Raw genomic sequence first — 20,695 nt, 5'->3', positions numbered from 1 at the left:
ACTGAGATATCATCCCTGTAATTATAATGAAGGAACAATCAATGACTACAAAAGTTAAAAACCGTTGGTTCATGGCTCTGGCTGCGATGGCCATTCACATATCTATAGGCTCTGTCTATGCATGGAGTGTCTACGTAAGACCTATACAATCCACCATGAACTGGACACTTACAGATGTAACGATCACTTTTTCTGTTGCTATCTTCTTTTTGGGTCTCTCCGCTGCACTGATGGGTAAATTTGTAGAACGTAAAGGCCCAAGAGTAGCTGCGACACTTGCAGCTGTTCTATTTGGACTGGGGACAGTCGGTTCTGGTCTTGCTATCCACCTGGAATCAAAACTGCTACTTTACTTTACTTATGGTGTTCTAGGTGGAGCCGGTCTTGGTATAGGGTACATCTCTCCTGTGTCTATGCTTGTGAAATGGTTCCCTGACAGACGAGGTATGGCAACAGGACTTGCCATTATGGGCTTTGGTTTTGCCTCTGCCATCTCAGGGCCTGCCATAAAAGTACTGATCGATGCCGTAGGTGTCTCTTCCACCTTTTATATCCTGGGTTCTATCTACTTCATTGTGATGTTTGCCGCAGCACAATATCTTGCCAATCCTCCTGAAGGGTATATGCCCGCACATTTCACTGCTGCCATCAATGCAGGGAAAAAGAAACTCAAAGAGGATCTGGTAAACATTACACGAAATGAAGCCGTTAAAACTGCAAGGTTTTATGGGCTTTGGATCATGCTTTTTATCAACGTAACCTGCGGTATAGCAATCATCTCTGTCGCTTCCCCGCTCTTACAGGAGGTCATAGGGATCTCTGCTTTAGCCGCAGCCTCAGCCGTAGGACTGATGGGTATTTTCAATGGTGCCGGTAGAATAGCATGGGCAAGTATCTCAGATTACCTTACAAGACCTGTGGTCTTTGTACTTTTCTTTGTGACCCAGATCATCGCGTTTTATATGCTAACCACAGTGACAAGCATACTGCTTTTCCAGATACTCCTTTACTACATCATGACGTGTTACGGCGGTGCCTTTGCTTCCGTTCCTGCATACATCGGTGATATATTCGGTACGAAGGAGCTTGGTGCGATTCACGGGTATATTCTCACCGCCTGGGCTTTGGCAGGTCTTGTAGGGCCTATCATCATCGCCTATGTGAAAGATACAACGGGTAGTTATACAGGCACCCTTTATGTCTTTGTCACTCTTTTCGTTGTGGCTCTCATCACCTCTCTACTGATGCTTGCAAACATCAAAAAGATCAAAAATGAGCAGGCACTGGCTTAGTCTTCCACTGCTTCATTGAGTGCCACTGAGATAAATAAGAGTAAATTTATCTTATTTATCCGGAAATTAAAGTTTGTATTAATTTTACTCTGTTATTATCACGAAAAATTACAACTAAAGGATTACAATGTCAACTATAAATATAGCACAAGAATGTGGATGCTTCAGAAGAAGTGAATTAGAAAACAATGTTACGTTTGATAACAAAGATGATGCGATGATAAAAGCTCAAGGTATGGTAAGCCATATGAATGAAAAATTCTGTGGTAAACATGGATTTGAACTAAGAGAGAGTGGTGATAACTTTAGCATCACGATGAAAGCACCTCAAGCAGCTGCTTCAGGCGGATGTTGTGGTGGCGGACACTGTTCATAAGAACAGGGTCACCTTCTTATCATTGGCAACATATCATGCCTATCTAATAAGAAGTAAACAAAAGTCTTTTATACTCGACAGACTTTTGCACTTACTTCTTTTGGGTTCGTTTTCTTCTTTATTCAAGTAAAGAAGAAAAGGAATAATCCCTATTTGAAATTCCCAAACACCAACGGTGCCTTCAGATCCAACTTCTTCACTTCAGCAATGACAGCCTGAAGATCATCTATCTTTTTTCCAGATACACGTACTTCATCACCCTGTATGGATGGTGTGACCTTTATCTTCAACTCTTTGATCGCTTTCACGATCTTTTTGGCTTCATCTTTATCGATCGTGTCAACAATACGGTAGATCACCTTTGTGTTACCGCCGGATATGCCTTCAGTTTTCACCTCTTCAAGTGATTTTCCTGCAATACCTCTTTTGATCAGTTTAGAGATAAGTATGTCTTTAAGCGCATCGATCTTGGAGTCTGTAGAGGAGCTGAGGCTCAAGGTCTTCCCCGCTTCATTGAGATTGATCTCAGCGACCAATCCCTTAAAATCAAAACGTGTAGCCACCTCTTTTTGAGCCATGACGATCGCATTCTTTAGCTCCATCATGTCCAGTTTAGCCGATATATCAAAATAGTGATCTTTTGCCATCTGGGGCTCCTTTACTTCTCTATCCTCATCATAGCGATCTTACCATGCACTACATCAAGTTTTTCCAATGCAACGATGGCATCCTGCATCTTGCTCTCCTTACATGTGTGTGTCGTAAAGAGCAGTTTGGCTATCTCATCATTTTTCGTAGGTTTTTGAAGCATTGCCTCTATAGAAATGTCAAACTTACCCAATGTAGATGTGATAGCTGCCAGTACACCGCTTTTATCATCCACTTCCAGTCTAAGGTAATACTGGGTCACGATATCTTCTTTAGGCAGAAGCTTAAGCCCGCTCTCCAACCCTTTTTTATATCCGAGCATAGGGCCCTGGTTCCCACGGACGATATCGACAATATCCGCGATCACGGCCGAAGCAGTAGCATCACCGCCTGCACCAGGTCCGTAATACATGGTCTCTCCTACACGGTCACCTACCACAGTGACCGCATTCATCACTCCGTCCACTTTGGCGATCATAGACTCTTGCGGTATCATGGTTGCATGGACTCTAAGCTCTACTCCTTGACCCACTTTTTTGGCGATACCAAGCAGTTTGATCTCATATCCGAACTCTTTTGCAAAAGAGACATCTGTTTGCGTGATATTTTCTATACCTTCAATGAGGATATCTTCAGGTTTTGCATCCAACCCGTAGGCAATACTTGCTAAAATAAGCAGTTTATGCGACGCATCAAACCCGCCTACGTCAAACGTAGGATCAGCCTCTGCATACCCTAGTTCCTGGGATTCTTTAAGGATCTCATCATACTGTGCACCCTCATTGATCATCTTTGTAAGCATATAGTTACACGTACCGTTCATGATCCCCTGGATAGACTCTATATGGTTCGCTGAAAGCCCGTTACGCAGTGCACCGATCACAGGTATACCGCCAGCTGTACTTGCTTCATACATCAAAGGGATGTCACCGGCTATCTCTTGAAGCTCATAACGATGGTACGCAAGCAGTGCCTTGTTTGCAGTGACAACGGCTTTACCGTTTTCAAGTGCTTTTTTCACAAGTGTATAAGGCTCGTCAACACCGCCCATCAATTCGATGACGATGTCTATCTCAGGATCATTGACCACATCGTATGGATCATCACTCAGTGCAATGCTCACCCCTCTCTCTTTCGAAAGGTTTTTTACCACACCTGATTTTACAACGATCTTTTCTCCCGCTCTTGCTTCGATAATGTCACCGTTTTCTTCAAGTATCTTCGCAACACTTGCACCAACTGTACCTACACCTAAGATTCCTACTTTAACCATTCTTTTTCGCCTCTTCCAGTTCTTTTAGGAACTTCTTGATATTTCGCGCAGCTTGACGGATACGGTTTTCATTCTCTATCAGTGCGATACGCACATACTCATCCCCGTATTTACCAAATCCTATACCGGGGCTTACCGCAACCCCTGCATGAAGCAGAAGTTGTTTTGAGAACTCTAAAGAACCCATATCTCTTGCTATTTCAGGTATCTTACCCCAAATGAACATAGAAGCACTTGGTTTTGCCAATGGCCAACCCGCATTGGTAAATGCTTCTATCATCACATCACGTCTTTTTTCATAACGAGGAATGATCTGCTCATCTGGTATATACCCATGCTCATCGAGTGCCACGGTTGCAGCCACCTGAATAGGTGTGAACATCCCGTAATCCAGCCATGACTTAATACTCTGCAGTGCGCCGATGAGTTTTTTATTTCCTACGATGAAACCTACTCTCCAACCTGCCATGTTATATGATTTTGAGAGCGTATACGATTCCACTGCCACATCTTTCGCACCCTCTACACTCATGATAGACGGAGTCGTATATCCATCAAATGTGATATCCGCATAAGCAATGTCCGAAATAATATAGAAACGTTTTCTTTTAGCCAATGCTACCAGTCTCTCATAAAATTGAGGCGTTACCGTCGCCGTACTTGGGTTGTGCGGAAAGTTGACCACCAAGAATTTGGCTTTTGGAATAGAGTTGTCCAAATGATCCTCAACATCAGCCAAAAATCTATCTTCATCTACTTCAAAGGTCTCTTCGTTAAACACAAGCTCCATCTTCTCCACGTTTGCACCTGCCAAGATGAATGCCTGAGAGTGGATAGGATAAGTTGGATCCGGAACAATAGCAACATCACCCGGGTTAGAAATCGCCTGTACAAGGTGCACATACCCCTCTTTACTTCCCATGGTTGCAACAATCTCTGTATCCGGATCTAGATCTGCATTATACTTACGTTTATACCACTTACTCATCGCCAAACGAAGTTTATAGATCCCTTTACTTGCACTGTACCCGTGCGTTTTCGGTTTTTGTGCAGTTTCACATAGCTTATCGATGATAGGTTGTGGCGTAGAAGCATCAGGGTTCCCCATAGAAAAATCTATGATATCCTCCCCTTTTCTTCTCAATTCCATTTTAAGGTCATTGATCTCTGCAAAAAGATACTTTGGCAACCGGTTTATTTTCTCAAATTGAATTTCATCAAACATGCTTTACTCGCTTTACATTTTTTTTCATTTTTATCATTAGTCCCATCCAGGCAGTACTAGAATTGGTTGACTGTTTCAGTAGAAACATTCACCTCTTTCACCATTGCTTCACTACTCTGTATACTCTCTTGAGGCACAACATCTTCTGCAGCTTTTGCTGCTGGCACGCTATTTGTATTCGCATCAACGACGACTACATTGGCAATACTAAGCTCTTCGATGCTGATCTCTTCTTTATTATCTTCATTCTCTGTCACACTCTCTTCTATCTTTTGTTCATCGATAAAAGTGATCAGCTCACTCAAATGTTTTTTATCGAACTGTGTCAAGAAATACCAAGAGGCATACGCCAAAAGGGCCAGGACAAGTAATAAAAAGAGTTTCGATTTTCCTTTTTTCTCTCCGTCCATAGGCCGAACCACCGTAAAACTATGGTCCTCTTTCCCCTGTGAGTAATACGCCAATGCCTCTTCTTTTAATTGACTTAGGTTTGCATTATATTCCCGTTCTAGAATAGAGATAAAGCCTAAAGCTTTGATCTTTTTTATCGCATCAAAATTTGCGGCCAAAAGATTTTCAAGATTCTCTTCAGATATCTTTGTCTTTTGACTGATAGCCTTTATCGTGTTTTCTTCAAGTATCTCATTTAATTGCATAACCCATCCTATGTATTAAAATCGCTGCGGCTGCACTCACATTCAATGAGTCAAAAGCATGTTTCATCTCTATCGATACCCTATGATCCAGTTTAGCAATGACCTTCTTGGAAAGACCTTTGCCTTCACTCCCCAACACAAGTACACGTTTGGTATCAAATGTCATCTCTTGTACATTTTCTCCATCCATCGAGGCACCGTAGAGAGTAAATCCAATTTGCTGAAGTTCATTAAATGTATCCAAAATATTTGCTGCGATCATAAAGGGCATATCCAGCATCGCACCGGAACTTGTACGTGCTATGGCAGCAAAATTAAGCTGCTTAACCCCTGCTGCGATCACAGCATCCGCACCGAGTGCATAGGCAGACCTTACAATGGCCCCTATATTCCCTACATCCGTTAAACCGTCCAGTACGACGATAAAATCATTTTTTTTGATCTCTGCCAGAGTACTTTGTTCAAACGCTTCCATCTCAACAAGTATACCCTGGTGATTTCCGCCCTTACTCATCGATTGGGCCCACTTCTCTTCTAAAAACTTGATACTATCATGGTATTTATGGAACAGCTCTTGAGGAAGTATCCCTTTCTTAGCAACATAGACAGTTTTTATTTTCTCCGGATGCTGCTCCAGGGCATGCAAACAGACTTGTTTTCCATATATGATCATAAAAATGATAACCTTTTTATCCTAGTTACTAATTGAGTGATTTTACCTTTTTTTTGCTTTTACAGTGTTAAGTGGTTTGTGTGAGTTCAGCATACCACTCTTTGACACTTTTATCACTGAGCTGCGCAAGCAGTTTTGCTTTAGGTTTAGGTGGAAGATCCAAACTTAGCACTTCGGTAAAACTCAGGCTTTTTTCTATACTTTTTCGGGCTTTTATGATCACTACCCATTCACCACGTATGTTCAACTCTTTGAATTCTTCATTAAGTGATTTGGCCGTACCTCGATAATACTTTTGATACTTTTTGCTGATCTCTTTAGCCAGAAAAAGTTCTCTATCCCCATCGAGTACCACGATCTCATCTAAAAGCTTTTCCAAACGATGAGGGGCTTCATAAAGTACGGTGTTATAGCCGTTGCTCATCGCTTCACTTAAAGCGGCACTTCTCTCTTTGCCTTTGTGGGGTAAAAATGCATAAAAAAGAAATTTTCCTTCTTCAAAACCGCTTGCAGCGTATGCAGTGGTCACAGCAGATGCCCCCGGAAGCACATCGTATGGTATGTGATTTTCCTGTGCATAGGCTACAAGGATCTGTCCGGGATCAGAGATGATCGGCATGCCTGCATCACTGACATAGACCACTTCTTTTTCCCCTAAAATACTTCCAAACTCCTCAAGTCTCTCTTCTCCATTGTGTTCATTAAAAGAATAGAACAATGCATCAGGATACACCATATCAAACCGCTCTTCCAATAAACGCAAAAGCCGTTTGGTCTGACGTGTATCTTCACATAAAAAGAGTTCTGCTTTTTCAAAAAGCTTCATCGCTCTGATCGTAATATCTTGAGGATTTCCAATGGGTGTGGGAATAAATGTTAACATAGTAAATACTTTAATGTATGAAGAGAATAAGTGCCTGCTTAAAGAGAAAGCAAACGCAGCATGACTGCAAGCATAGAGAGCAAGACTCTCTATGTCATCAAGATTAACTTAATTTATATTTGTTCTTGAACTTCTCTACTCTACCAGCAGCATCAAGAATTTTTTCAGAACCTGTAAAGAATGGGTGACATTCGTTACAAATATCAATACTCAACGCTTCTTTATTTGTTTTAGTCTGAAACGTGTTACCACAAGCACATGTAACTTTACACTCAACGTAATCTGGGTGAATATCTTTTCTCATTTTCTAACCTTTTAGTTTATTTTGTGTGTCAGGCAACTAACCTGCTCTAGCCTAGGACTCTTCCTTTTTCACAAAAAGGGGCATTGCAACGCTCTCAGGCGAGACAATATTAGGGCGAAATTATATCTAAATAATTTTAAAATATTATAAAACACCTCTCTGCCCATCAGGAACATACAAGTCTCTACCAATCCTCATCATCATCTGCAAAAGCAGCAGCGGCTTCTCTTTCATACGCTTCATCTTTCTCCTGCTGTAGCTGTGCATCAGTCAATACCGCTTCATGCAGGAATTCACCAAAGAAAGTTTGAGGCTCTGAATTCGCTATGAAAAGATAGGTTCCCGCAACAAGTCCGATCATCGTTAAAACAGTGATCACTTTTTGAACAGGGCTGAACATCTGTATCGGCTCTTTTGCTCGTACTTCACACACACCTCCGGGACAATGTACCGGATCTAATTTGGTAAAAATTTTATAGAATTTACACCCTACACAGATCGAAAAAGCACTCTCCAAAAATGTAAAAAGAAGACAAAGTACACAGATCAATACCTTGTAAAAAGAGATGTCCCAGTGTATCACAAACCACCATACCATAGGAAGGGCGATAAACCATCCCATCGCCCATGCAAAACGTTTTTGTAATGCACTCACATATTCCGGTTTTTGATTTTGTACAAAAAATTTTCCCAGAAGCAAAGAGGGAGAGTAGCTCGGGTTTATGACCCTGACGGTAAAATCAAGAAATAAAAATGCCAGATAGACCCTTGCCACTATCGTGTGGTTAAAACCAATACCGACAAAAATAACGATCATTCCCAGCATACCGAGTATACCTGCACCAGCTCGTGCCTCTCGTTCATTGATCACGCCAACATCATATCCTGGGACTTTTTCGCCATATTCCCATAAAAAATTTGGTAACTTCAAACCATTTCCTTTGTTGTCATATCGTCTCATCTACTCATAAAATCGAAACCCAGATGAGTGAATCTAAAAAATAGAGTGATGAGTATATCCAAGAAGTATTAATCAAAACATAATATGCCAAAATGTTTCAACATGATACAAGCCAAGTGCTAAAAATCTACAACAGCACTTTGGCCGCAACTGCACATGCCGCACTCTCACTTTTTAATACAAGCGGGGTGTCAAAACCTACAATATCACTCTTTTTGAACAGTGCGACTTCCTCTTCATGAAAGCCCCCTTCACACCCAATGACTATCGTATCGATACCTTCATTTGAAACACAATGATTCTCTGAAAAGTTCAACATCTTGCTATGAGGGTTTTTCTCTAAAAACGTCTCCAGGTCATCCGCCATTTCCAATTGCATCAATTCGGATCTTCCTGACTGCTGAGAAGAGTTCAAAAGTATTTTTTCCAGTCGTTTAAAATCAACTTTAAAACTTTTTTGAGAACGTTTACAGTAGATAAAAGTGATCTTTGCTACACCCATTTCATTCAAAGAAGGAAGGACCTTTTCTATATTTTTAGGATCGATCACACACCACCCTATATGCAGCGTTGTTTTCGCTTTGACCTCAAGGATTTGACTCTCTTGCAGTTCAAGGTTGACGGAACGTTTATCTATGTAAGTAATGAGATAACGATGTAGTAGTCCATCTTCAAGGTTACGAAGATACAAAGTGTCATCTACTTTATGTCTTCGTACTTTGAAAATGTAACGATGTTCGTCTCCCTGCAGGGTAAGCTGAGGCTGACCTGCCTCTTTCTGGTAAAGATATAACATGCTTACAATACTATGACACCTTTAGCTTGAAGGACCATCAGTACGACCATCACAACAACCAGCAGGATCTGCACTGAAGATATTTTCAAAAATGCACCTTTGAGCAGCTTGTGGGCTTCAGCATTGTCCAAATTGGCTACTTTGATCAATTTATACTTCTTGATCTCTATATACATCAATACCGCCCAAACCACGACCATAATGATCGTCGTTACAGACCAACCCAGATCACCTGTAAATACAGCAACGATACCTGCAAACGCTATCATGGTAGCAAGTGCTTGAAAGATCATCGTATAGATAAAACTTGCTTTTCTGAATCCTAACGGATTTTTTGCTGTCATCATCGGAATAAATAATCCTCCAACCAAAAAGCCTAAAAAGACTTTCACTAAAATACTATGTACTGCCAACATCTCTTCTACCATACGAATTTCCTGTAATTTTGATTTGTTTAAAAGTGGATTATACCCTATTTAGTTATAATCAACCTAACTTAATTTTAAAGGTTCAACATGCCGGTTTCCATCACCCAAGCACTTGATATTATTGATAAAAATACCCCTGTGGTAAACTCTGAAGTTATACCTATAGAGATGGCATTAGGACGTGTGATGAGTGAAGACTCTATCGCTACATTTGATCTACCTCGTTTTGACAACTCTGCCATGGATGGTTATGCTGTGAAATGTGCGGATGCGAACAGCACTGTGGAGTGTACAGATGTGATCTATGCCGGAGATGATCCCCAAATGACACTTCAGGCTACAAAGGCCATCAAGATCATGACAGGCGCACCGATCCCAAAAGGGTGTGAGGCAATCATACCCATAGAAAATACAACGGTCAACGGCACACAGGTCACCCTACCCGAAGAGATCAAAAAAGACGGGCATGTCAGACGTGCGGGTGAAGATATCAAGAGCGGAAGTGTCTACCTGCACAAAGGAGAGAAGGTCACAGCATACAGTATCGCACTGCTTGCCAGCCAGGGAGTGACCCATCTACGGGTCAAACGCAAGATCAAAGTGGCAGTATTTGGTACAGGAGATGAACTACGTCCTCACTACGAAAAAATAGCCCCGCACCAACTCTACAACTCCAATACCCCTATGTTCCTGGCACGTGCCAAAGAACTGGGGTGCGAAGTAGCGTACATAGGAAGTTCCGGTGACACCTTAGAGTCTTTGACCTCTGCCATCAGATCTGCATTGAACGCAGATATCATTATCACATCGGGTGGTATCAGTATGGGGGACAGAGACTTCACAAAAGAAGCGTTTACAAATCTGGGTATGACACTACACTTTGACAAAGTAGATATCAAACCGGGCAAACCTACTGCTTTTGGGACCATAGGTGACACTGTCGTGATCAACTTGCCCGGAAATCCTCTTGCATCAATGGTGAATTATGAAATGTTCGTACGCGCTGCCATACGTAAAATGTCCGGGATGAAGGCCCACTACCACCATACAATATCGACACAGATAAAAGAAGACTTCACGCTAAGGGCAGGGAAACATACCGTACGTCTGGGGATATTTGACGGAGAGACATTTATGCCGTTCACCAAACAGCTTCCAGGAATGATCTCACCTTTAGAGCAAGCCAATGCCATGCTCATCACCACACCTGAAATCTCTCTGCTTGAAAAAGGAAGAACGGTTAAAATACTGCCGATCAATTGGGAATTGACCGCTTCACAAAAGGAAGATCTCTTTACGCGTTAATGGCAAAAGAGGGCCACTGCCCTCTGAGTGCTATTGGATCTGAGAAAGATACTCAGCCACTGCTTCGATCTCTTCATCAGACATCGTTGCTACCTGCGCCTTCATCAATGAACCCATACCCGCTACATTTTTTGTACCGGCTTTGTACTCTTTGAGAGAAGTGATCAGTGCTTCTTTATCTTGACCGGCAATGACCGCTGATTTACCCAGTGCCTTGGTCTTACCGTTTGCACCGTGGCATCCTGTACATTTTGCATAAGCTGCCGGGGCTTCCACTGTCTCCGATGCCATGGCCTTTGATGCAGATTCACCCACTTCAGCCGCTTTTTCCTCCACAGCTTCCGCTACTTTCATAGTGGCTGCTGCCGCTGTTTCTGCTGCTGCATCCGCCATTTTTTCTGCTTCGACCTTTGCTGCCGATGCCGCCTCGCTTATTGTAGTCTTCGTTGTCTCTACCGCATTGAGTGTATCTTCTTTAATGGCTTGGGCTACTTTGGTCGTATTCACTTCCGCTGCCACTTTTTTTGTCTCTTCCCCACATGCTGTAAACAACACCGCTGCAGCTGCAAGAGAAAGTAATGTGATCTTCTTCATGTTCTCTCCTTCATACGTTCATGCATATATTATAACCAAAAAAAGGAATCTATACTTTTTTAGGGTTTTTAATGTGAATATGATTCAGCATTTTCTCCCAAAGTGCACTATCACTCCACTCACTTTGTACTTGCGGAGAGAATACAATATCTTCTAGCTTTATCGTTCCCATAAGCTCACTGTGGGCATCTTCTTTGAAACCTTGTGCATATCCCGTGTCTGTCTCGTGTACGATGATACTGTGAAGCTTGACCTCCCTCTCCCCGTTTTGCATATCTGTACACGCCAACACACGTTCCACCATCAGATAGATCACACGGGAAAACTGTTCTGCCGAAGGAGAGACAGGCAGTTCCACCCATCTGTTGCTGTAGGTTTTCATCGCCTCCAGATACTTTTTCTCATCTTTGGACCAAAGCGTGATCGCATGATCGAACGAGTCTATCAGCTCTTTGATCACCCGTTTGGTCAGTCCAAAATCATACACCATTTGTCCGTCGTCAAGATAGTTTGACTCTAAAAGTACTTCAATTTTATAAGAGTGTCCATGGATATTTTCGCTGCATCGCTGTGTGGTACAATCGCGTACAATGTGTGCATTTTCAAATTTAAAAAGTTTTCTGATCAACATGTTGCTTCCTCAACGGGGAGTATATTTATCTGATTTTAACCAAGCTAGCTAAAACTAAGGTTATACCCCCTGTGTGGTATCAAAAACACGTATATGAAGTCTGTCACTGTACCTGAAATTGTGTTTCATACAAAATTCAAAAACTGCTTTGTCATTTTTCCAAATGCTGTCTCTGCTCTCACCCACAGGCATACAGTAGACCGGAAGGTCCGGCAAGATCTTCCGGATAGATGCTATCTCATCCTCGGCGGAAGTGTTTACCAGATCCGCATCGATGGTAAATTTTAAAAAAGACTCTTTGGCATGATCACGTATGGACCGAAGTGCCTGAGGGACGATACGCTTCTCTTCAGGTTCACCTGAATTTGCCAGTTTTAAAGAGAGTGCAAAGATACAGGATCTGTAGGCAGGATAGGTTTCAAAATCTATCTCGATCGTGCCGTTGGTTTCAAAAGTGACCTCGATCCCTTCCGAAACCAGCCACTCAATCACAGCATAAAAGACTTTATCACTATGGTACATCAGGGGTTCTCCCCCCGTAATGACCACATGCGGTTGATAGCCTATCGCAGTGAATTCATTTTGTAGTCTCTCGATCAGTGTTCTACTCTCATCTACTTTTATCCAGGATTTGGCAAAGGTACTGTCTACGGCAAAGTAGGTATCACATCCATAACGTATTTCACCATTAACTTCATAACTTGCACCAAAACCGGGACAATTCAAGTTACAGCCGCCTGTACGTAAAAAGTACGAAGGTACCCCGGCATATTTACCTTCACCCTGGATCGAAAAGAACTGCTCAGTAAGGTAAAACATCAGCCACCAGTTTCATAAAAAGCACGTGAAGAGATCTCTTTCTCTTCATTGGGGTTATCTTCACTCCAGCGGTTCTCTTTTGGTTTGTCTTTGAGCACTTGAGCCAAAACATCTGCCGCACCCTGAATATCACCCTTTTTCACTGATTCAGCAATACTCATCGCTTCATCAAAATAAAGACATGGAATGAGGTTACCTTCAGCAGTCAGACGTATACGGTTGCAGCTCTCACAGAAATCATGCTTATGTGGGTCTATCAATCCAAACTCTGTACCGTCTTCAAGTGCATAATTGAACGATGGGCTGGCTCCTTCACGTCCTAAAGCACGGATCGTATGTCTCTCTTTAACTTTATCAAGTATCTCTCTACCGTGCATACCTTTGAGTGCCTGGTCTGCATGTCTGTTTTCCATATACTCTATGAAACGCACTTTGATATTACGTGCTTTACAGTACTCCAGAATATCCAGGATCTCACCATCATTGATCCCTTTAAGAGGTACCATATTGATCTTCACTTTCAGACCGACTTCCAAAGCTTTATCAATACCTTTAAGTACTTGAGGAAGTACATCTTTCCCTGCGATCTTCGCTGCCACATCTGCACGCAGTGAATCAAGTGAAATGTTCAGTCTTTTAAGGCCAGCATCTTTAAGTCTTTGTGCAGCTTCAGGGAGAAGATATGCATTGGTCGTCAAGGCCAGATCGATATCGGGCTTATAATCGGATATCATTTTGATAAATGTATCCAGATCTTCTCTCAATAATGGTTCCCCGCCTGTCAGACGAATTTTTGTGACGCCTCCATCAATGGCAACTTTGACAAATAAAAAAAGTTCTTCAAAAGTAAGCAAGTTCTCTTTAGGTACCCATGAAAAAGGTTTTTCCGGCATACAGTACTGACATCTGAAGTTACAACGTTCTGTCACTGAGATACGTAAGTAATTGACAGTACGGCCATGTCCATCTATAAGCATATAAAATCCAATGTATAATTTTTTAAAATTTCTTAAAATTTTTTCTTAGGGTACCGAAATGTAGATAAAAAAGGGATAATGTATAGAAAGAAAGTGAGGACAGGAAAGCCCTTGTCCTAAAATCAGATGATTATTTAACGTAACTAGTTACGTGAGCCTGCTGCTGACAAGCAACTAAATTGCAGTGCACGCGAGGCACTAAATGCCGAGTCGTAAGCAGACCCAGTGTCAACAATCTCTTGTAAAGAAAATTGCCTAAATGGCAAATTACTTACAAGAGACAAAATGGGGCTTCGCCCCATCACGTTCTACTAGTGTAGATCTCTCCATTGTGACTTCTTCCACAGCAATGCAAGAAGTGAGAACAGGATAAAGAAACCGATCACGATCGGTCCGATCGCTTCTCTTTTCTCTTTACTTGGGTCACCTACTTCTGTAAGGTAGGCTGTGACCTTCTCATATCCTTCATGTGTTAAGCCGACTCTAGGCATCGATGTCCCAGGCAATTGGCTTTGCGGATTTTCGATAAATGTCTCCAGGAAGTGTGTACTTCTTGCTCTGATGATCATAGAAAGATCAGGAGGCAGTTTACCCATATAGGCTTTTACCGCATCCTGCTCATCGATCACTTTAATCTTATACGCAAGTGCCTCTTTTTCATGCTTGAATGCCGGTGTTTCTCCCAACTGTGTCAGTTTCCCGTAACGAACGGCATGACATCTCATACATGCTTCCATATAGGCCTCTTTAGGGGTTACTTCCCCTGCTTTGTTCTCAAGTATATAGGCTACCACATCTGCGATCTGCTGGTTGTCTGTCATCATAGATTTGATCGATCCCATCGGGTGCATCATCGTATCTGAATATTTATGGTCCACGTTCGATGCCATGGCAGGATCTTTGATCAGTGCAATAAGATAGTTCTTATCATAAATAGCACCTGCATGATCAAGATTTGGCGGTATCACTCCACCCATATTCATGTTTGCACCATTGTGGCATCCCATACATAGACCAAACCCTGCTTCACCCGCTGCAGCATTTCCTTTAAGTTTAGCCACGGCTGCGACATCAGCCCAGAATGCTTTTTTAGCCGCCAGTTTCGATGCATCCCCTGCACGTTCTGCTTCAACGATGTCAGCTTTACCTTCATAGATAAACCCGTGACTCTCTATCTTGATCTCATTGCCCTGAGCATCTACTTTCTTATGCATTTCATGGTGTGCATAAGGTTCTACCAAATAATAGGTCAATAACGAAAAGAAGACAACAACTACTAATATTTTCAACTCTCTCATGTTATGCTCCCTTCTCTATTTTTTTCTCAAACATGGTGATGATCACCAGGATCGGCCCAAGTGCCAGGAATGTCCATGCCGAGATCTTACCTAAAAGAGCAAATGTAGCATCTGTCGGCGGCAGTTTACCCAATGCAGTCAGTGCGATCATATCGATAAGCAATACCCAGAACCATACTTGGAAAAGCCCTCTTTTGTGTGCCGGAGCCACATTTGGACTTCTGTCGATAAACGGCAAGAAGAACAAGGCTGCCTGTGCAATACCAAACGCAATCAGACCGGCATCTTTTCCAAACGGACGCAAGATCTCGTAAGACCACAGGAAGTACCACTCAGGATAGATGTGTGCCGGTGTTTTAAGACCGTCTGCCGGGTCAAAGTTCACCGGATCCATCGCAAAGTTAAAGTTATAGAATACCAGGTAGAAGAAAAGTATAAAATAGACACCCATCACAAAAACATCTTTACTTAAGAATACCGGAGAGAAAGGGATCACTTTAGACTCTTTTTTCTTACCCGATTTCCAAAGATCAGCAGCCTCTTTAAAATCTATCTCTGCACCCTCCTGGTTGTTAACATGCGGTATTCTCAGCGTACCAAAATGCAGTACGATAAGCCCGATGATCACCAATGGGAGTAACAATACATGCAACATAAAAAATCGTGTCAAGAATGCATCACCCGGGACATAATCTCCACGTATCCACTCAACCAAACCATAAGCTTCAAGCGAACCGCCAGAGAACAGGTTGGTAATAACCATACCCGCCCAGTAACTCATCTGTCCCCAAGGCAGCATATATCCTGAGAACGCTTCTGCCGAGAATGCAACAAAGAGTGCCATACCAGAGAGCCAGATAAGCTCTCTACCTCTTTTATAGGAACCGTAATAGATACCTGTGAACATATGAATGTAGATGATAAGGAAAACGATAGACGCACCCACACCGTGGATATGTCTCCATAACCAACCGTATCCTACTTCACTCATGATCGTATAGTTGACTGAATCAAAAGCAAGATTTGTATCTGGTTTATAATACATAAGCAAGAAGATACCTGAAAGGACTAGCATACCGAATGTTGCCGCCAGAACCATCCCCATAGCCCAGAGGAAGTTAATATCTTTTGGGATCCAGTATTCCGTATTGAGTACTCTTTTGAGCGTATTGACAGCTAAACGCTGATCCAGCCACTCATTAAGATTTTTCGCTTTTTCAAAATGTGCCATAATCCCCTCCTCTTATACCGTTAGACCGGCATCTAACATTTTTTGATACTCCGGGCCTGTCTCACCAAGCACCAGCTTTGTGCCGTCTATTTTGAACGGAGGGATTTCAAGTGGACTCGGAGGAGGACCGAAAATTTGGTGTCCACTTGCATCAAATTCGCCACCATGACACGCACACTTGAACTTATGCTGTTCTTTCTCATACGCAGGGATACATCCTAAGTGTGTACAAAGACCTATAGAGACGTGGAAACGATCTGACCCGATCACGATATCTCTCTCATCTGCTTTCATATCTGCTGATTTTTTCAAAACGAAGATCGGTTTTCCTCTCCATTTTTCAACATTCAGTACATTTTCCTGTGCAGCACTCAGATCGATCGTAGTAAATCCAGCTGCCTTGACACTCGGCAATGGATCCCATGTACGTTTTGCAGCATAAAGTGCACCTACACCCCCTACTGCAGCACATGCACCCAGTGCCATACCCATAAAGTCTCGACGACCTTTTTCTTTTTCTTTCATCTTTAATCCTCCATACATTAAAACTTATGGATATATTGTATTGTACTTATGGTTAAAGAAGTAGTGTAAAAGAAATATAAATTAAAAATATTATAGGTTTAATTTATATTTATAATATTTTATTATTTTAAATGTTCTTAATATCCTATTTTCTATCTTTTTTTGTTTTTTTGCGCCATTTTGATATGCACATGTATAATTTCCAAAGCCGCAGGTGTCACACCTGATATCTGTGACGCTGCAAAGAGTGTCGGCGGGGTGGCAAGTTCGAGTTTTTCTACGATCTCATTGCTCAATCCTGCGATATTTCTATAGGCAAAGCCTTCCGGTATTTTGATCTTGAGCATATCATCCATCTGCAAGATCTGCTGTTGCTGTTTCTCAATATAACGGCTGTATTTCGCTTCGATCAGAATTTGTTCTATCACCTCATCGTCATACTTGTCAAAATCAGGTAGAAGTGTCACCAGTTTTTCTCTATTAAAATCCCCGCGACCTATCACATCCATCATATAGGTTTTATCATTGATCTTTGTGGCACCTATAGACTCAAGTTTTGCCAAAAACTCTTTTGTCGGCGTTGCATGATGGACTCTCAAGTAATCCAATGCCTCTTCAATATCGGCTTTTTTCTTTTCAAAGCGTTGGATATACTCATCATCCAAAAGCCCCAGTTGCTTTCCATAATGCGAAAGTCTCATATCTGCATTATCTTCACGCAGAAGCAATCTGTACTCTGCACGGCTGGTGAACATACGGTATGGCTCTTTGGTCCCCTTGGTCACCAGATCATCTATCAGTACTCCGATGTAGGCTTCATCACGTCTAAGGATAAACGGCTCTTTCCCCTGTATGCTCAATGCAGCGTTGATCCCTGCCATGAGCCCCTGTGCCGCTGCCTCTTCGTATCCGGTCGTACCGTTTATCTGACCTGCCGTATAGAGCCCTTTGATCTTCTTCGTCTCAAGCGTATGTTTCAGATCTGTGGGCTGGATGTAGTCATACTCTATGGCATACCCGTAACGGACAATTTTTGCATTTTCCATCCCTGCCACAGAACGTACCATCTCAAGCTGTACATCGGTCGGCAATGAAGTACTCATACCGTTAATATAATACTCGGTTTCATCGATCGTCTGAGGTTCTACGAAGATCTGATGTCTTGGTCTGTCCCTGAATCGGTTGATCTTGTCTTCGATACTTGGACAGTAACGCGGTCCGACCCCTTCGATCTGTCCCGAGAACATCGGTGCCCTGTAGAAGTTACTCTCAATGATCTCATGGGTATCTTCATTGGTGTATGTCACATAACAAGGGAGTTGTTTGGGGTTAAATGTCTTTTTATCGGTTCTAAAAGAAAAAGGCGGCGGCGGTGTGTCTCCGGGCTGTATCTCCATACCCGATGTGTCTACGCTCTTCGCATCGATACGTGCACAGGTACCAGTTTTAAGACGTCCTATATTCAATCCCAGACCACGCAGATACTCCGCCAACTCTACAGAGGCAAATTCCCCCTGACGTCCTGCTGTTTGTGTCTTCTCTCCTATATGGATAAGCCCGTTAAGAAATGTCCCTGCCGTGATGATGACCTTGGATGCCCTGTAGGTATTGTCCAGCTGTGTCGTGACACCTTTGACCTCACCCTCTTCGATGATCAAACCTTCTGCGATCTCCTGTTTTACATCAAGATTATCCGTGTTGAGTACCACATTGCGCATATAAATACGATACTCATCCATATCTATCTGTGCACGACTCCCTCTTACTGCGGGACCTTTGGAGGCATTGAGTGTACGAAACTGTATACCTGTTTTATCTGTACACAGACCCATCTCACCGCCAAGGGCATCGACTTCACGTACCAGGTGACCTTTAGCCAATCCGCCTATGGCCGGGTTACAGGAAGATGCCCCTATCTGTTCTGCTAATATTGTGATCATCAATGTTTTGCTTCCCATACGTGCAGAAGCCAAAGAAGCCTCTATACCTGCATGTCCGCCACCGATGACTATGACATCATAATTCATAAAAAAACCTTACCTCTTATTCCCTAGCCAAAGCAGGGAACAAGAAAAAATATATATTTTGCTATAATAATCGAATTATATCGAAAAAAAGAGAGTCTATGTTTACAGGTCTGATACGTGAAATTGCTACGGTTAAAAGCTACCAAAATAATATATTAACGATACAGTCCAAACATCCAGCAAAACTTGGTGACTCCATCGCTATTAACGGTGTCTGCTTGACGGTCATTAAAGTAAACAGTGACGGTTTTGACCTTGAATTGGCAGATGAAACACGTTCCATCATCGATGAGAGCAAGCTCTCCGGTGCTGTACATATGGAACCAGCCATGATGATGAATGACCGTTTTGAAGGGCACATCGTACAGGGGCATGTCGATTGTGTCGGTACGGTTTCACAGATCACACCCAGAGAGAATGCCACAGACTTCATCGTCACAGTAGATCCAAAGTACATCACACACATCATACCCAAAGGCTCTATCACTATAGACGGTATCTCTCTAACTGTCAATGAGGTAGGCGCAGATCATTTCAGACTCACCATCATCCCGCACACCCTTAAAGAGACCCTGATGAAAGACTACAAAGTGGGAACCAAGCTGAATATAGAGACTGATATGTTTGCACGTTATATTGACCATATCTTGGCACACAGAAATTCGAAAAAAGGTATGAGCTGGGAAGAGATTGACAGCTTGCAGATGACATACTAGTGAATATTTACGACACTATCACACCTGAAAGCGGCGAAACCTTCACCCCGCTCCTCACACATAAAAATATCAAAATAAACCGTATCATCAGCTCAGACCAGTTAGATGACACAGAATATATCCAGGAAGAGGATGAATGGCTGGTCTTGCTCGAAGGTGAAGCGACACTGCATTTAAACCAGGTAGAGTATTTACTGACAAAAGGAGATACGCTCTTCATCCCTGCAAAAATACCCCATCGTGTATTACATACGCAAAATGGTACGATCTGGCTAACGGTCCATATCTTTTAAATAGTCTGCATCTTTCATACTGCGTGCCTGGGGATTACGCACTTTTTTCAGTTCCATATCGATATATTCCAACCCGTCAAGCCGTTGGAGACTGGCCACGGTCGAATTACGCATCTTCTCACCAGTGTGTAAAAAGATATAAAAAGCATTTTCATAGAGTCCCAGACGTACAGCTGCCGCTGTTGAGTAGGTGGTAAGCAGGGCATCTTCTTTGGATATGGCCCTTATATCCGAAAAGTACTCTTTGGTCCAAAGCAGCGGATTGTGTGCCGGGCTAAAGGCATCCTGATAGATGATGTCTATTTTCTCTTGGATCTTAGGGATACTTTTTCTTGCATCCCCCAGAAGTATCTCTATCTTGAACTGCTCATCTTCATAGTAAAGATCAGAGCTAATCGCTTTGATAATCTCCTTGATACTCTCAAACTCCGCAGGAAAATCAAAAGTATCCAGAGAACGGACCAGTCCTTCATCAAACTCCGGAGAGAGTATGTGTACTTTTGTTTTTAAGCCTGTTTTTTTGATGTAATAAAGTGTGGCAAAGGTATTATACCCCAGGCCGAAACAGATGTCCAAAATCGTCAATGCACTCTTTTTTTGGCTCAAAGAGAGTGCAGGTTTGACATGTTTCTCTAGAGACTCGTGCAGTGCCCCGTCTTTGGTAGAGTGGTAGGGTTCGTCAAACTCAACAGAAAAGAGTGTATGGGTACCATCTTCGCACAGTACCAGATTTTTCTCTTCTCTTAACGACTCATTGTACATGA

Annotated in this window: 24 protein-coding genes; 5 read left to right on the top strand and 19 right to left on the bottom strand. The window is 42.4% G+C overall.

The window, feature by feature from the left end:
• Nucleotides 1–41: 41 nt before the first annotated feature.
• On the top strand, nucleotides 42–1,292 hold the full coding sequence (locus MN086_RS01150; protein WP_248576231.1) for an OFA family MFS transporter: 1,251 nt from the start codon (nucleotides 42–44) through the stop codon (nucleotides 1,290–1,292).
• A gap of 127 nt (nucleotides 1,293–1,419) precedes the next feature.
• Nucleotides 1,420–1,668, top strand: a complete 249-nt coding sequence (locus tag MN086_RS01145) for a hypothetical protein (RefSeq protein ID WP_248576230.1) — start codon at nucleotides 1,420–1,422, stop codon at nucleotides 1,666–1,668.
• 149 nt (nucleotides 1,669–1,817) lie between these two features.
• On the opposite strand, the gene MN086_RS01140 is transcribed toward MN086_RS01145, so the two are convergent.
• The 10 genes from MN086_RS01140 to MN086_RS01095 all read right to left on the bottom strand — a co-directional run bounded on the left by MN086_RS01140 (nucleotide 1,818) and on the right by MN086_RS01095 (nucleotide 9,515).
• Nucleotides 1,818–2,315: a YajQ family cyclic di-GMP-binding protein gene (locus MN086_RS01140; protein WP_248576229.1), complete on the bottom strand. Its 498-nt coding sequence runs from the start codon at nucleotides 2,313–2,315 to the stop codon at nucleotides 1,818–1,820.
• Between the two features lie 11 nt (nucleotides 2,316–2,326).
• Nucleotides 2,327–3,589, bottom strand: coding sequence for a homoserine dehydrogenase (locus MN086_RS01135; RefSeq protein ID WP_248576228.1), 1,263 nt, complete (start codon nucleotides 3,587–3,589; stop codon nucleotides 2,327–2,329).
• Nucleotides 3,582–4,814 (bottom strand): LL-diaminopimelate aminotransferase, encoded by a 1,233-nt coding sequence (locus MN086_RS01130; RefSeq protein WP_248576227.1) that lies wholly within the window; start codon nucleotides 4,812–4,814, stop codon nucleotides 3,582–3,584. The genes MN086_RS01135 and MN086_RS01130 overlap by 8 nt, the downstream gene beginning before the upstream one ends.
• A 56-nt stretch (nucleotides 4,815–4,870) precedes the next feature.
• On the bottom strand, nucleotides 4,871–5,470 hold the full coding sequence (locus MN086_RS01125; protein WP_248576226.1) for a hypothetical protein: 600 nt from the start codon (nucleotides 5,468–5,470) through the stop codon (nucleotides 4,871–4,873).
• A complete protein-coding gene (rlmB, locus tag MN086_RS01120) occupies nucleotides 5,457–6,143 on the bottom strand; it encodes a 23S rRNA (guanosine(2251)-2'-O)-methyltransferase RlmB (protein ID WP_248576225.1) in 687 nt (228 codons plus the stop codon). Before rlmB ends, MN086_RS01125 begins: the two co-directional genes overlap by 14 nt.
• 67 nt (nucleotides 6,144–6,210) lie before the next feature.
• The gene (gene rsmI / locus MN086_RS01115) at nucleotides 6,211–7,026 is read right to left on the bottom strand and encodes a 16S rRNA (cytidine(1402)-2'-O)-methyltransferase (protein WP_248576224.1); all 816 of its coding nucleotides are present in this window, start codon (nucleotides 7,024–7,026) and stop codon (nucleotides 6,211–6,213) included.
• A 103-nt stretch (nucleotides 7,027–7,129) separates the two neighbouring features.
• Complete coding sequence (gene rpmE / locus MN086_RS01110; protein ID WP_248576223.1) at nucleotides 7,130–7,330, bottom strand: 50S ribosomal protein L31; 201 nt, start codon at nucleotides 7,328–7,330, stop codon at nucleotides 7,130–7,132.
• Nucleotides 7,331–7,514: 184 nt separating this feature from the next.
• A complete protein-coding gene (locus MN086_RS01105; RefSeq protein ID WP_248576222.1) occupies nucleotides 7,515–8,261 on the bottom strand; it encodes a DUF4395 domain-containing protein in 747 nt (248 codons plus the stop codon).
• 157 nt (nucleotides 8,262–8,418) lie between these two features.
• Nucleotides 8,419–9,087, bottom strand: coding sequence for a 16S rRNA (uracil(1498)-N(3))-methyltransferase (locus MN086_RS01100; RefSeq protein ID WP_248576221.1), 669 nt, complete (start codon nucleotides 9,085–9,087; stop codon nucleotides 8,419–8,421).
• Nucleotides 9,088–9,089: 2 nt separating this feature from the next.
• Nucleotides 9,090–9,515: a hypothetical protein gene (locus MN086_RS01095; protein WP_248576220.1), complete on the bottom strand. Its 426-nt coding sequence runs from the start codon at nucleotides 9,513–9,515 to the stop codon at nucleotides 9,090–9,092.
• Nucleotides 9,516–9,602: 87 nt separating this feature from the next.
• On the opposite strand from MN086_RS01095, the gene glp reads away from it, so the two are divergent.
• Nucleotides 9,603–10,820: a gephyrin-like molybdotransferase Glp gene (gene glp / locus MN086_RS01090; RefSeq protein WP_248576219.1), complete on the top strand. Its 1,218-nt coding sequence runs from the start codon at nucleotides 9,603–9,605 to the stop codon at nucleotides 10,818–10,820.
• A gap of 30 nt (nucleotides 10,821–10,850) precedes the next feature.
• Here the strand turns inward: glp and MN086_RS01085 are convergent, their stop codons facing one another.
• From MN086_RS01085 to mnmG, 8 genes are all read right to left on the bottom strand, one after another.
• A complete protein-coding gene (locus MN086_RS01085; RefSeq protein WP_248576218.1) occupies nucleotides 10,851–11,414 on the bottom strand; it encodes a c-type cytochrome in 564 nt (187 codons plus the stop codon).
• Nucleotides 11,415–11,463: 49 nt separating this feature from the next.
• Complete coding sequence (locus MN086_RS01080) at nucleotides 11,464–12,045, bottom strand: 6-carboxytetrahydropterin synthase (RefSeq protein WP_248576217.1); 582 nt, start codon at nucleotides 12,043–12,045, stop codon at nucleotides 11,464–11,466.
• A 60-nt stretch (nucleotides 12,046–12,105) separates the two neighbouring features.
• Entirely contained in the window at nucleotides 12,106–12,864 is a 759-nt protein-coding gene (locus MN086_RS01075; protein WP_248576216.1) for a 7-carboxy-7-deazaguanine synthase QueE, read from the bottom strand.
• Nucleotides 12,864–13,841 (bottom strand): GTP 3',8-cyclase MoaA, encoded by a 978-nt coding sequence (moaA, locus tag MN086_RS01070; protein WP_248576215.1) that lies wholly within the window; start codon nucleotides 13,839–13,841, stop codon nucleotides 12,864–12,866. The genes MN086_RS01075 and moaA overlap by 1 nt, the downstream gene beginning before the upstream one ends.
• A 311-nt stretch (nucleotides 13,842–14,152) precedes the next feature.
• On the bottom strand, nucleotides 14,153–15,139 hold the full coding sequence (locus tag MN086_RS01065) for a c-type cytochrome (protein ID WP_248576214.1): 987 nt from the start codon (nucleotides 15,137–15,139) through the stop codon (nucleotides 14,153–14,155).
• 1 nt (nucleotide 15,140) lies between these two features.
• Nucleotides 15,141–16,370 (bottom strand): cytochrome bc complex cytochrome b subunit, encoded by a 1,230-nt coding sequence (locus MN086_RS01060; RefSeq protein ID WP_248576213.1) that lies wholly within the window; start codon nucleotides 16,368–16,370, stop codon nucleotides 15,141–15,143.
• 12 nt (nucleotides 16,371–16,382) lie between these two features.
• Nucleotides 16,383–16,895, bottom strand: a complete 513-nt coding sequence (locus tag MN086_RS01055; protein WP_248576212.1) for a Rieske 2Fe-2S domain-containing protein — start codon at nucleotides 16,893–16,895, stop codon at nucleotides 16,383–16,385.
• Between the two features lie 152 nt (nucleotides 16,896–17,047).
• Nucleotides 17,048–18,922, bottom strand: coding sequence for a tRNA uridine-5-carboxymethylaminomethyl(34) synthesis enzyme MnmG (mnmG, locus tag MN086_RS01050; RefSeq protein ID WP_248576211.1), 1,875 nt, complete (start codon nucleotides 18,920–18,922; stop codon nucleotides 17,048–17,050).
• A gap of 98 nt (nucleotides 18,923–19,020) precedes the next feature.
• Here mnmG and ribE point away from each other — a divergent pair, with 98 nt between their 5' ends.
• Nucleotides 19,021–19,638, top strand: coding sequence for a riboflavin synthase (gene ribE / locus MN086_RS01045; RefSeq protein WP_248576210.1), 618 nt, complete (start codon nucleotides 19,021–19,023; stop codon nucleotides 19,636–19,638).
• The gene (locus tag MN086_RS01040; RefSeq protein WP_248576209.1) at nucleotides 19,638–19,931 is read left to right on the top strand and encodes a cupin domain-containing protein; all 294 of its coding nucleotides are present in this window, start codon (nucleotides 19,638–19,640) and stop codon (nucleotides 19,929–19,931) included. Before ribE ends, MN086_RS01040 begins: the two co-directional genes overlap by 1 nt.
• Here MN086_RS01040 and MN086_RS01035 read toward each other — a convergent pair.
• Nucleotides 19,911–20,693, bottom strand: coding sequence for a tRNA (5-methylaminomethyl-2-thiouridine)(34)-methyltransferase MnmD (locus MN086_RS01035; RefSeq protein WP_248576208.1), 783 nt, complete (start codon nucleotides 20,691–20,693; stop codon nucleotides 19,911–19,913). The two genes, MN086_RS01040 and MN086_RS01035, sit on opposite strands and share 21 nt — an antisense overlap.
• Nucleotides 20,694–20,695: the final 2 nt, after the last annotated feature.

The sequence above is a fragment of the Sulfurovum sp. XGS-02 genome (assembly GCF_023213175.1).
Classification (GTDB): Bacteria; Campylobacterota; Campylobacteria; order Campylobacterales; family Sulfurovaceae; genus Sulfurovum.
Note: the sequence above shows the minus strand (reverse complement) of the source record. Positions and strands in the feature narration are given on the sequence as shown.

Excerpts from the sequence above, each read along its gene's own strand:
- mnmG (WP_248576211.1), bottom strand. The coding sequence starts at position 18,922 with ATGAATTATGATGTCATAGTCATCGGTGGCGGACATGCAGGTATAGAG.
- ribE (WP_248576210.1), top strand. The coding sequence starts at position 19,021 with ATGTTTACAGGTCTGATACGTGAAATTGCTACGGTTAAAAGCTACCAA.
- MN086_RS01055 (WP_248576212.1), bottom strand. The coding sequence starts at position 16,895 with ATGAAAGAAAAAGAAAAAGGTCGTCGAGACTTTATGGGTATGGCACTG.
- MN086_RS01145 (WP_248576230.1), top strand. The coding sequence starts at position 1,420 with ATGTCAACTATAAATATAGCACAAGAATGTGGATGCTTCAGAAGAAGT.
- MN086_RS01060 (WP_248576213.1), bottom strand. The coding sequence starts at position 16,370 with ATGGCACATTTTGAAAAAGCGAAAAATCTTAATGAGTGGCTGGATCAG.
- MN086_RS01035 (WP_248576208.1), bottom strand. The coding sequence starts at position 20,693 with ATGTACAATGAGTCGTTAAGAGAAGAGAAAAATCTGGTACTGTGCGAA.
- MN086_RS01100 (WP_248576221.1), bottom strand. The coding sequence starts at position 9,087 with ATGTTATATCTTTACCAGAAAGAGGCAGGTCAGCCTCAGCTTACCCTG.
- MN086_RS01075 (WP_248576216.1), bottom strand. The coding sequence starts at position 12,864 with ATGTTTTACCTTACTGAGCAGTTCTTTTCGATCCAGGGTGAAGGTAAA.
- MN086_RS01125 (WP_248576226.1), bottom strand. The coding sequence starts at position 5,470 with ATGCAATTAAATGAGATACTTGAAGAAAACACGATAAAGGCTATCAGT.
- MN086_RS01095 (WP_248576220.1), bottom strand. The coding sequence starts at position 9,515 with ATGGTAGAAGAGATGTTGGCAGTACATAGTATTTTAGTGAAAGTCTTT.
- MN086_RS01065 (WP_248576214.1), bottom strand. The coding sequence starts at position 15,139 with ATGAGAGAGTTGAAAATATTAGTAGTTGTTGTCTTCTTTTCGTTATTG.
- rpmE (WP_248576223.1), bottom strand. The coding sequence starts at position 7,330 with ATGAGAAAAGATATTCACCCAGATTACGTTGAGTGTAAAGTTACATGT.
- moaA (WP_248576215.1), bottom strand. The coding sequence starts at position 13,841 with ATGCTTATAGATGGACATGGCCGTACTGTCAATTACTTACGTATCTCA.
- MN086_RS01135 (WP_248576228.1), bottom strand. The coding sequence starts at position 3,589 with ATGGTTAAAGTAGGAATCTTAGGTGTAGGTACAGTTGGTGCAAGTGTT.
- MN086_RS01140 (WP_248576229.1), bottom strand. The coding sequence starts at position 2,315 with ATGGCAAAAGATCACTATTTTGATATATCGGCTAAACTGGACATGATG.
- glp (WP_248576219.1), top strand. The coding sequence starts at position 9,603 with ATGCCGGTTTCCATCACCCAAGCACTTGATATTATTGATAAAAATACC.
- MN086_RS01150 (WP_248576231.1), top strand. The coding sequence starts at position 42 with ATGACTACAAAAGTTAAAAACCGTTGGTTCATGGCTCTGGCTGCGATG.
- rsmI (WP_248576224.1), bottom strand. The coding sequence starts at position 7,026 with ATGTTAACATTTATTCCCACACCCATTGGAAATCCTCAAGATATTACG.
- rlmB (WP_248576225.1), bottom strand. The coding sequence starts at position 6,143 with ATGATCATATATGGAAAACAAGTCTGTTTGCATGCCCTGGAGCAGCAT.
- MN086_RS01130 (WP_248576227.1), bottom strand. The coding sequence starts at position 4,814 with ATGTTTGATGAAATTCAATTTGAGAAAATAAACCGGTTGCCAAAGTAT.
- MN086_RS01085 (WP_248576218.1), bottom strand. The coding sequence starts at position 11,414 with ATGAAGAAGATCACATTACTTTCTCTTGCAGCTGCAGCGGTGTTGTTT.
- MN086_RS01080 (WP_248576217.1), bottom strand. The coding sequence starts at position 12,045 with ATGTTGATCAGAAAACTTTTTAAATTTGAAAATGCACACATTGTACGC.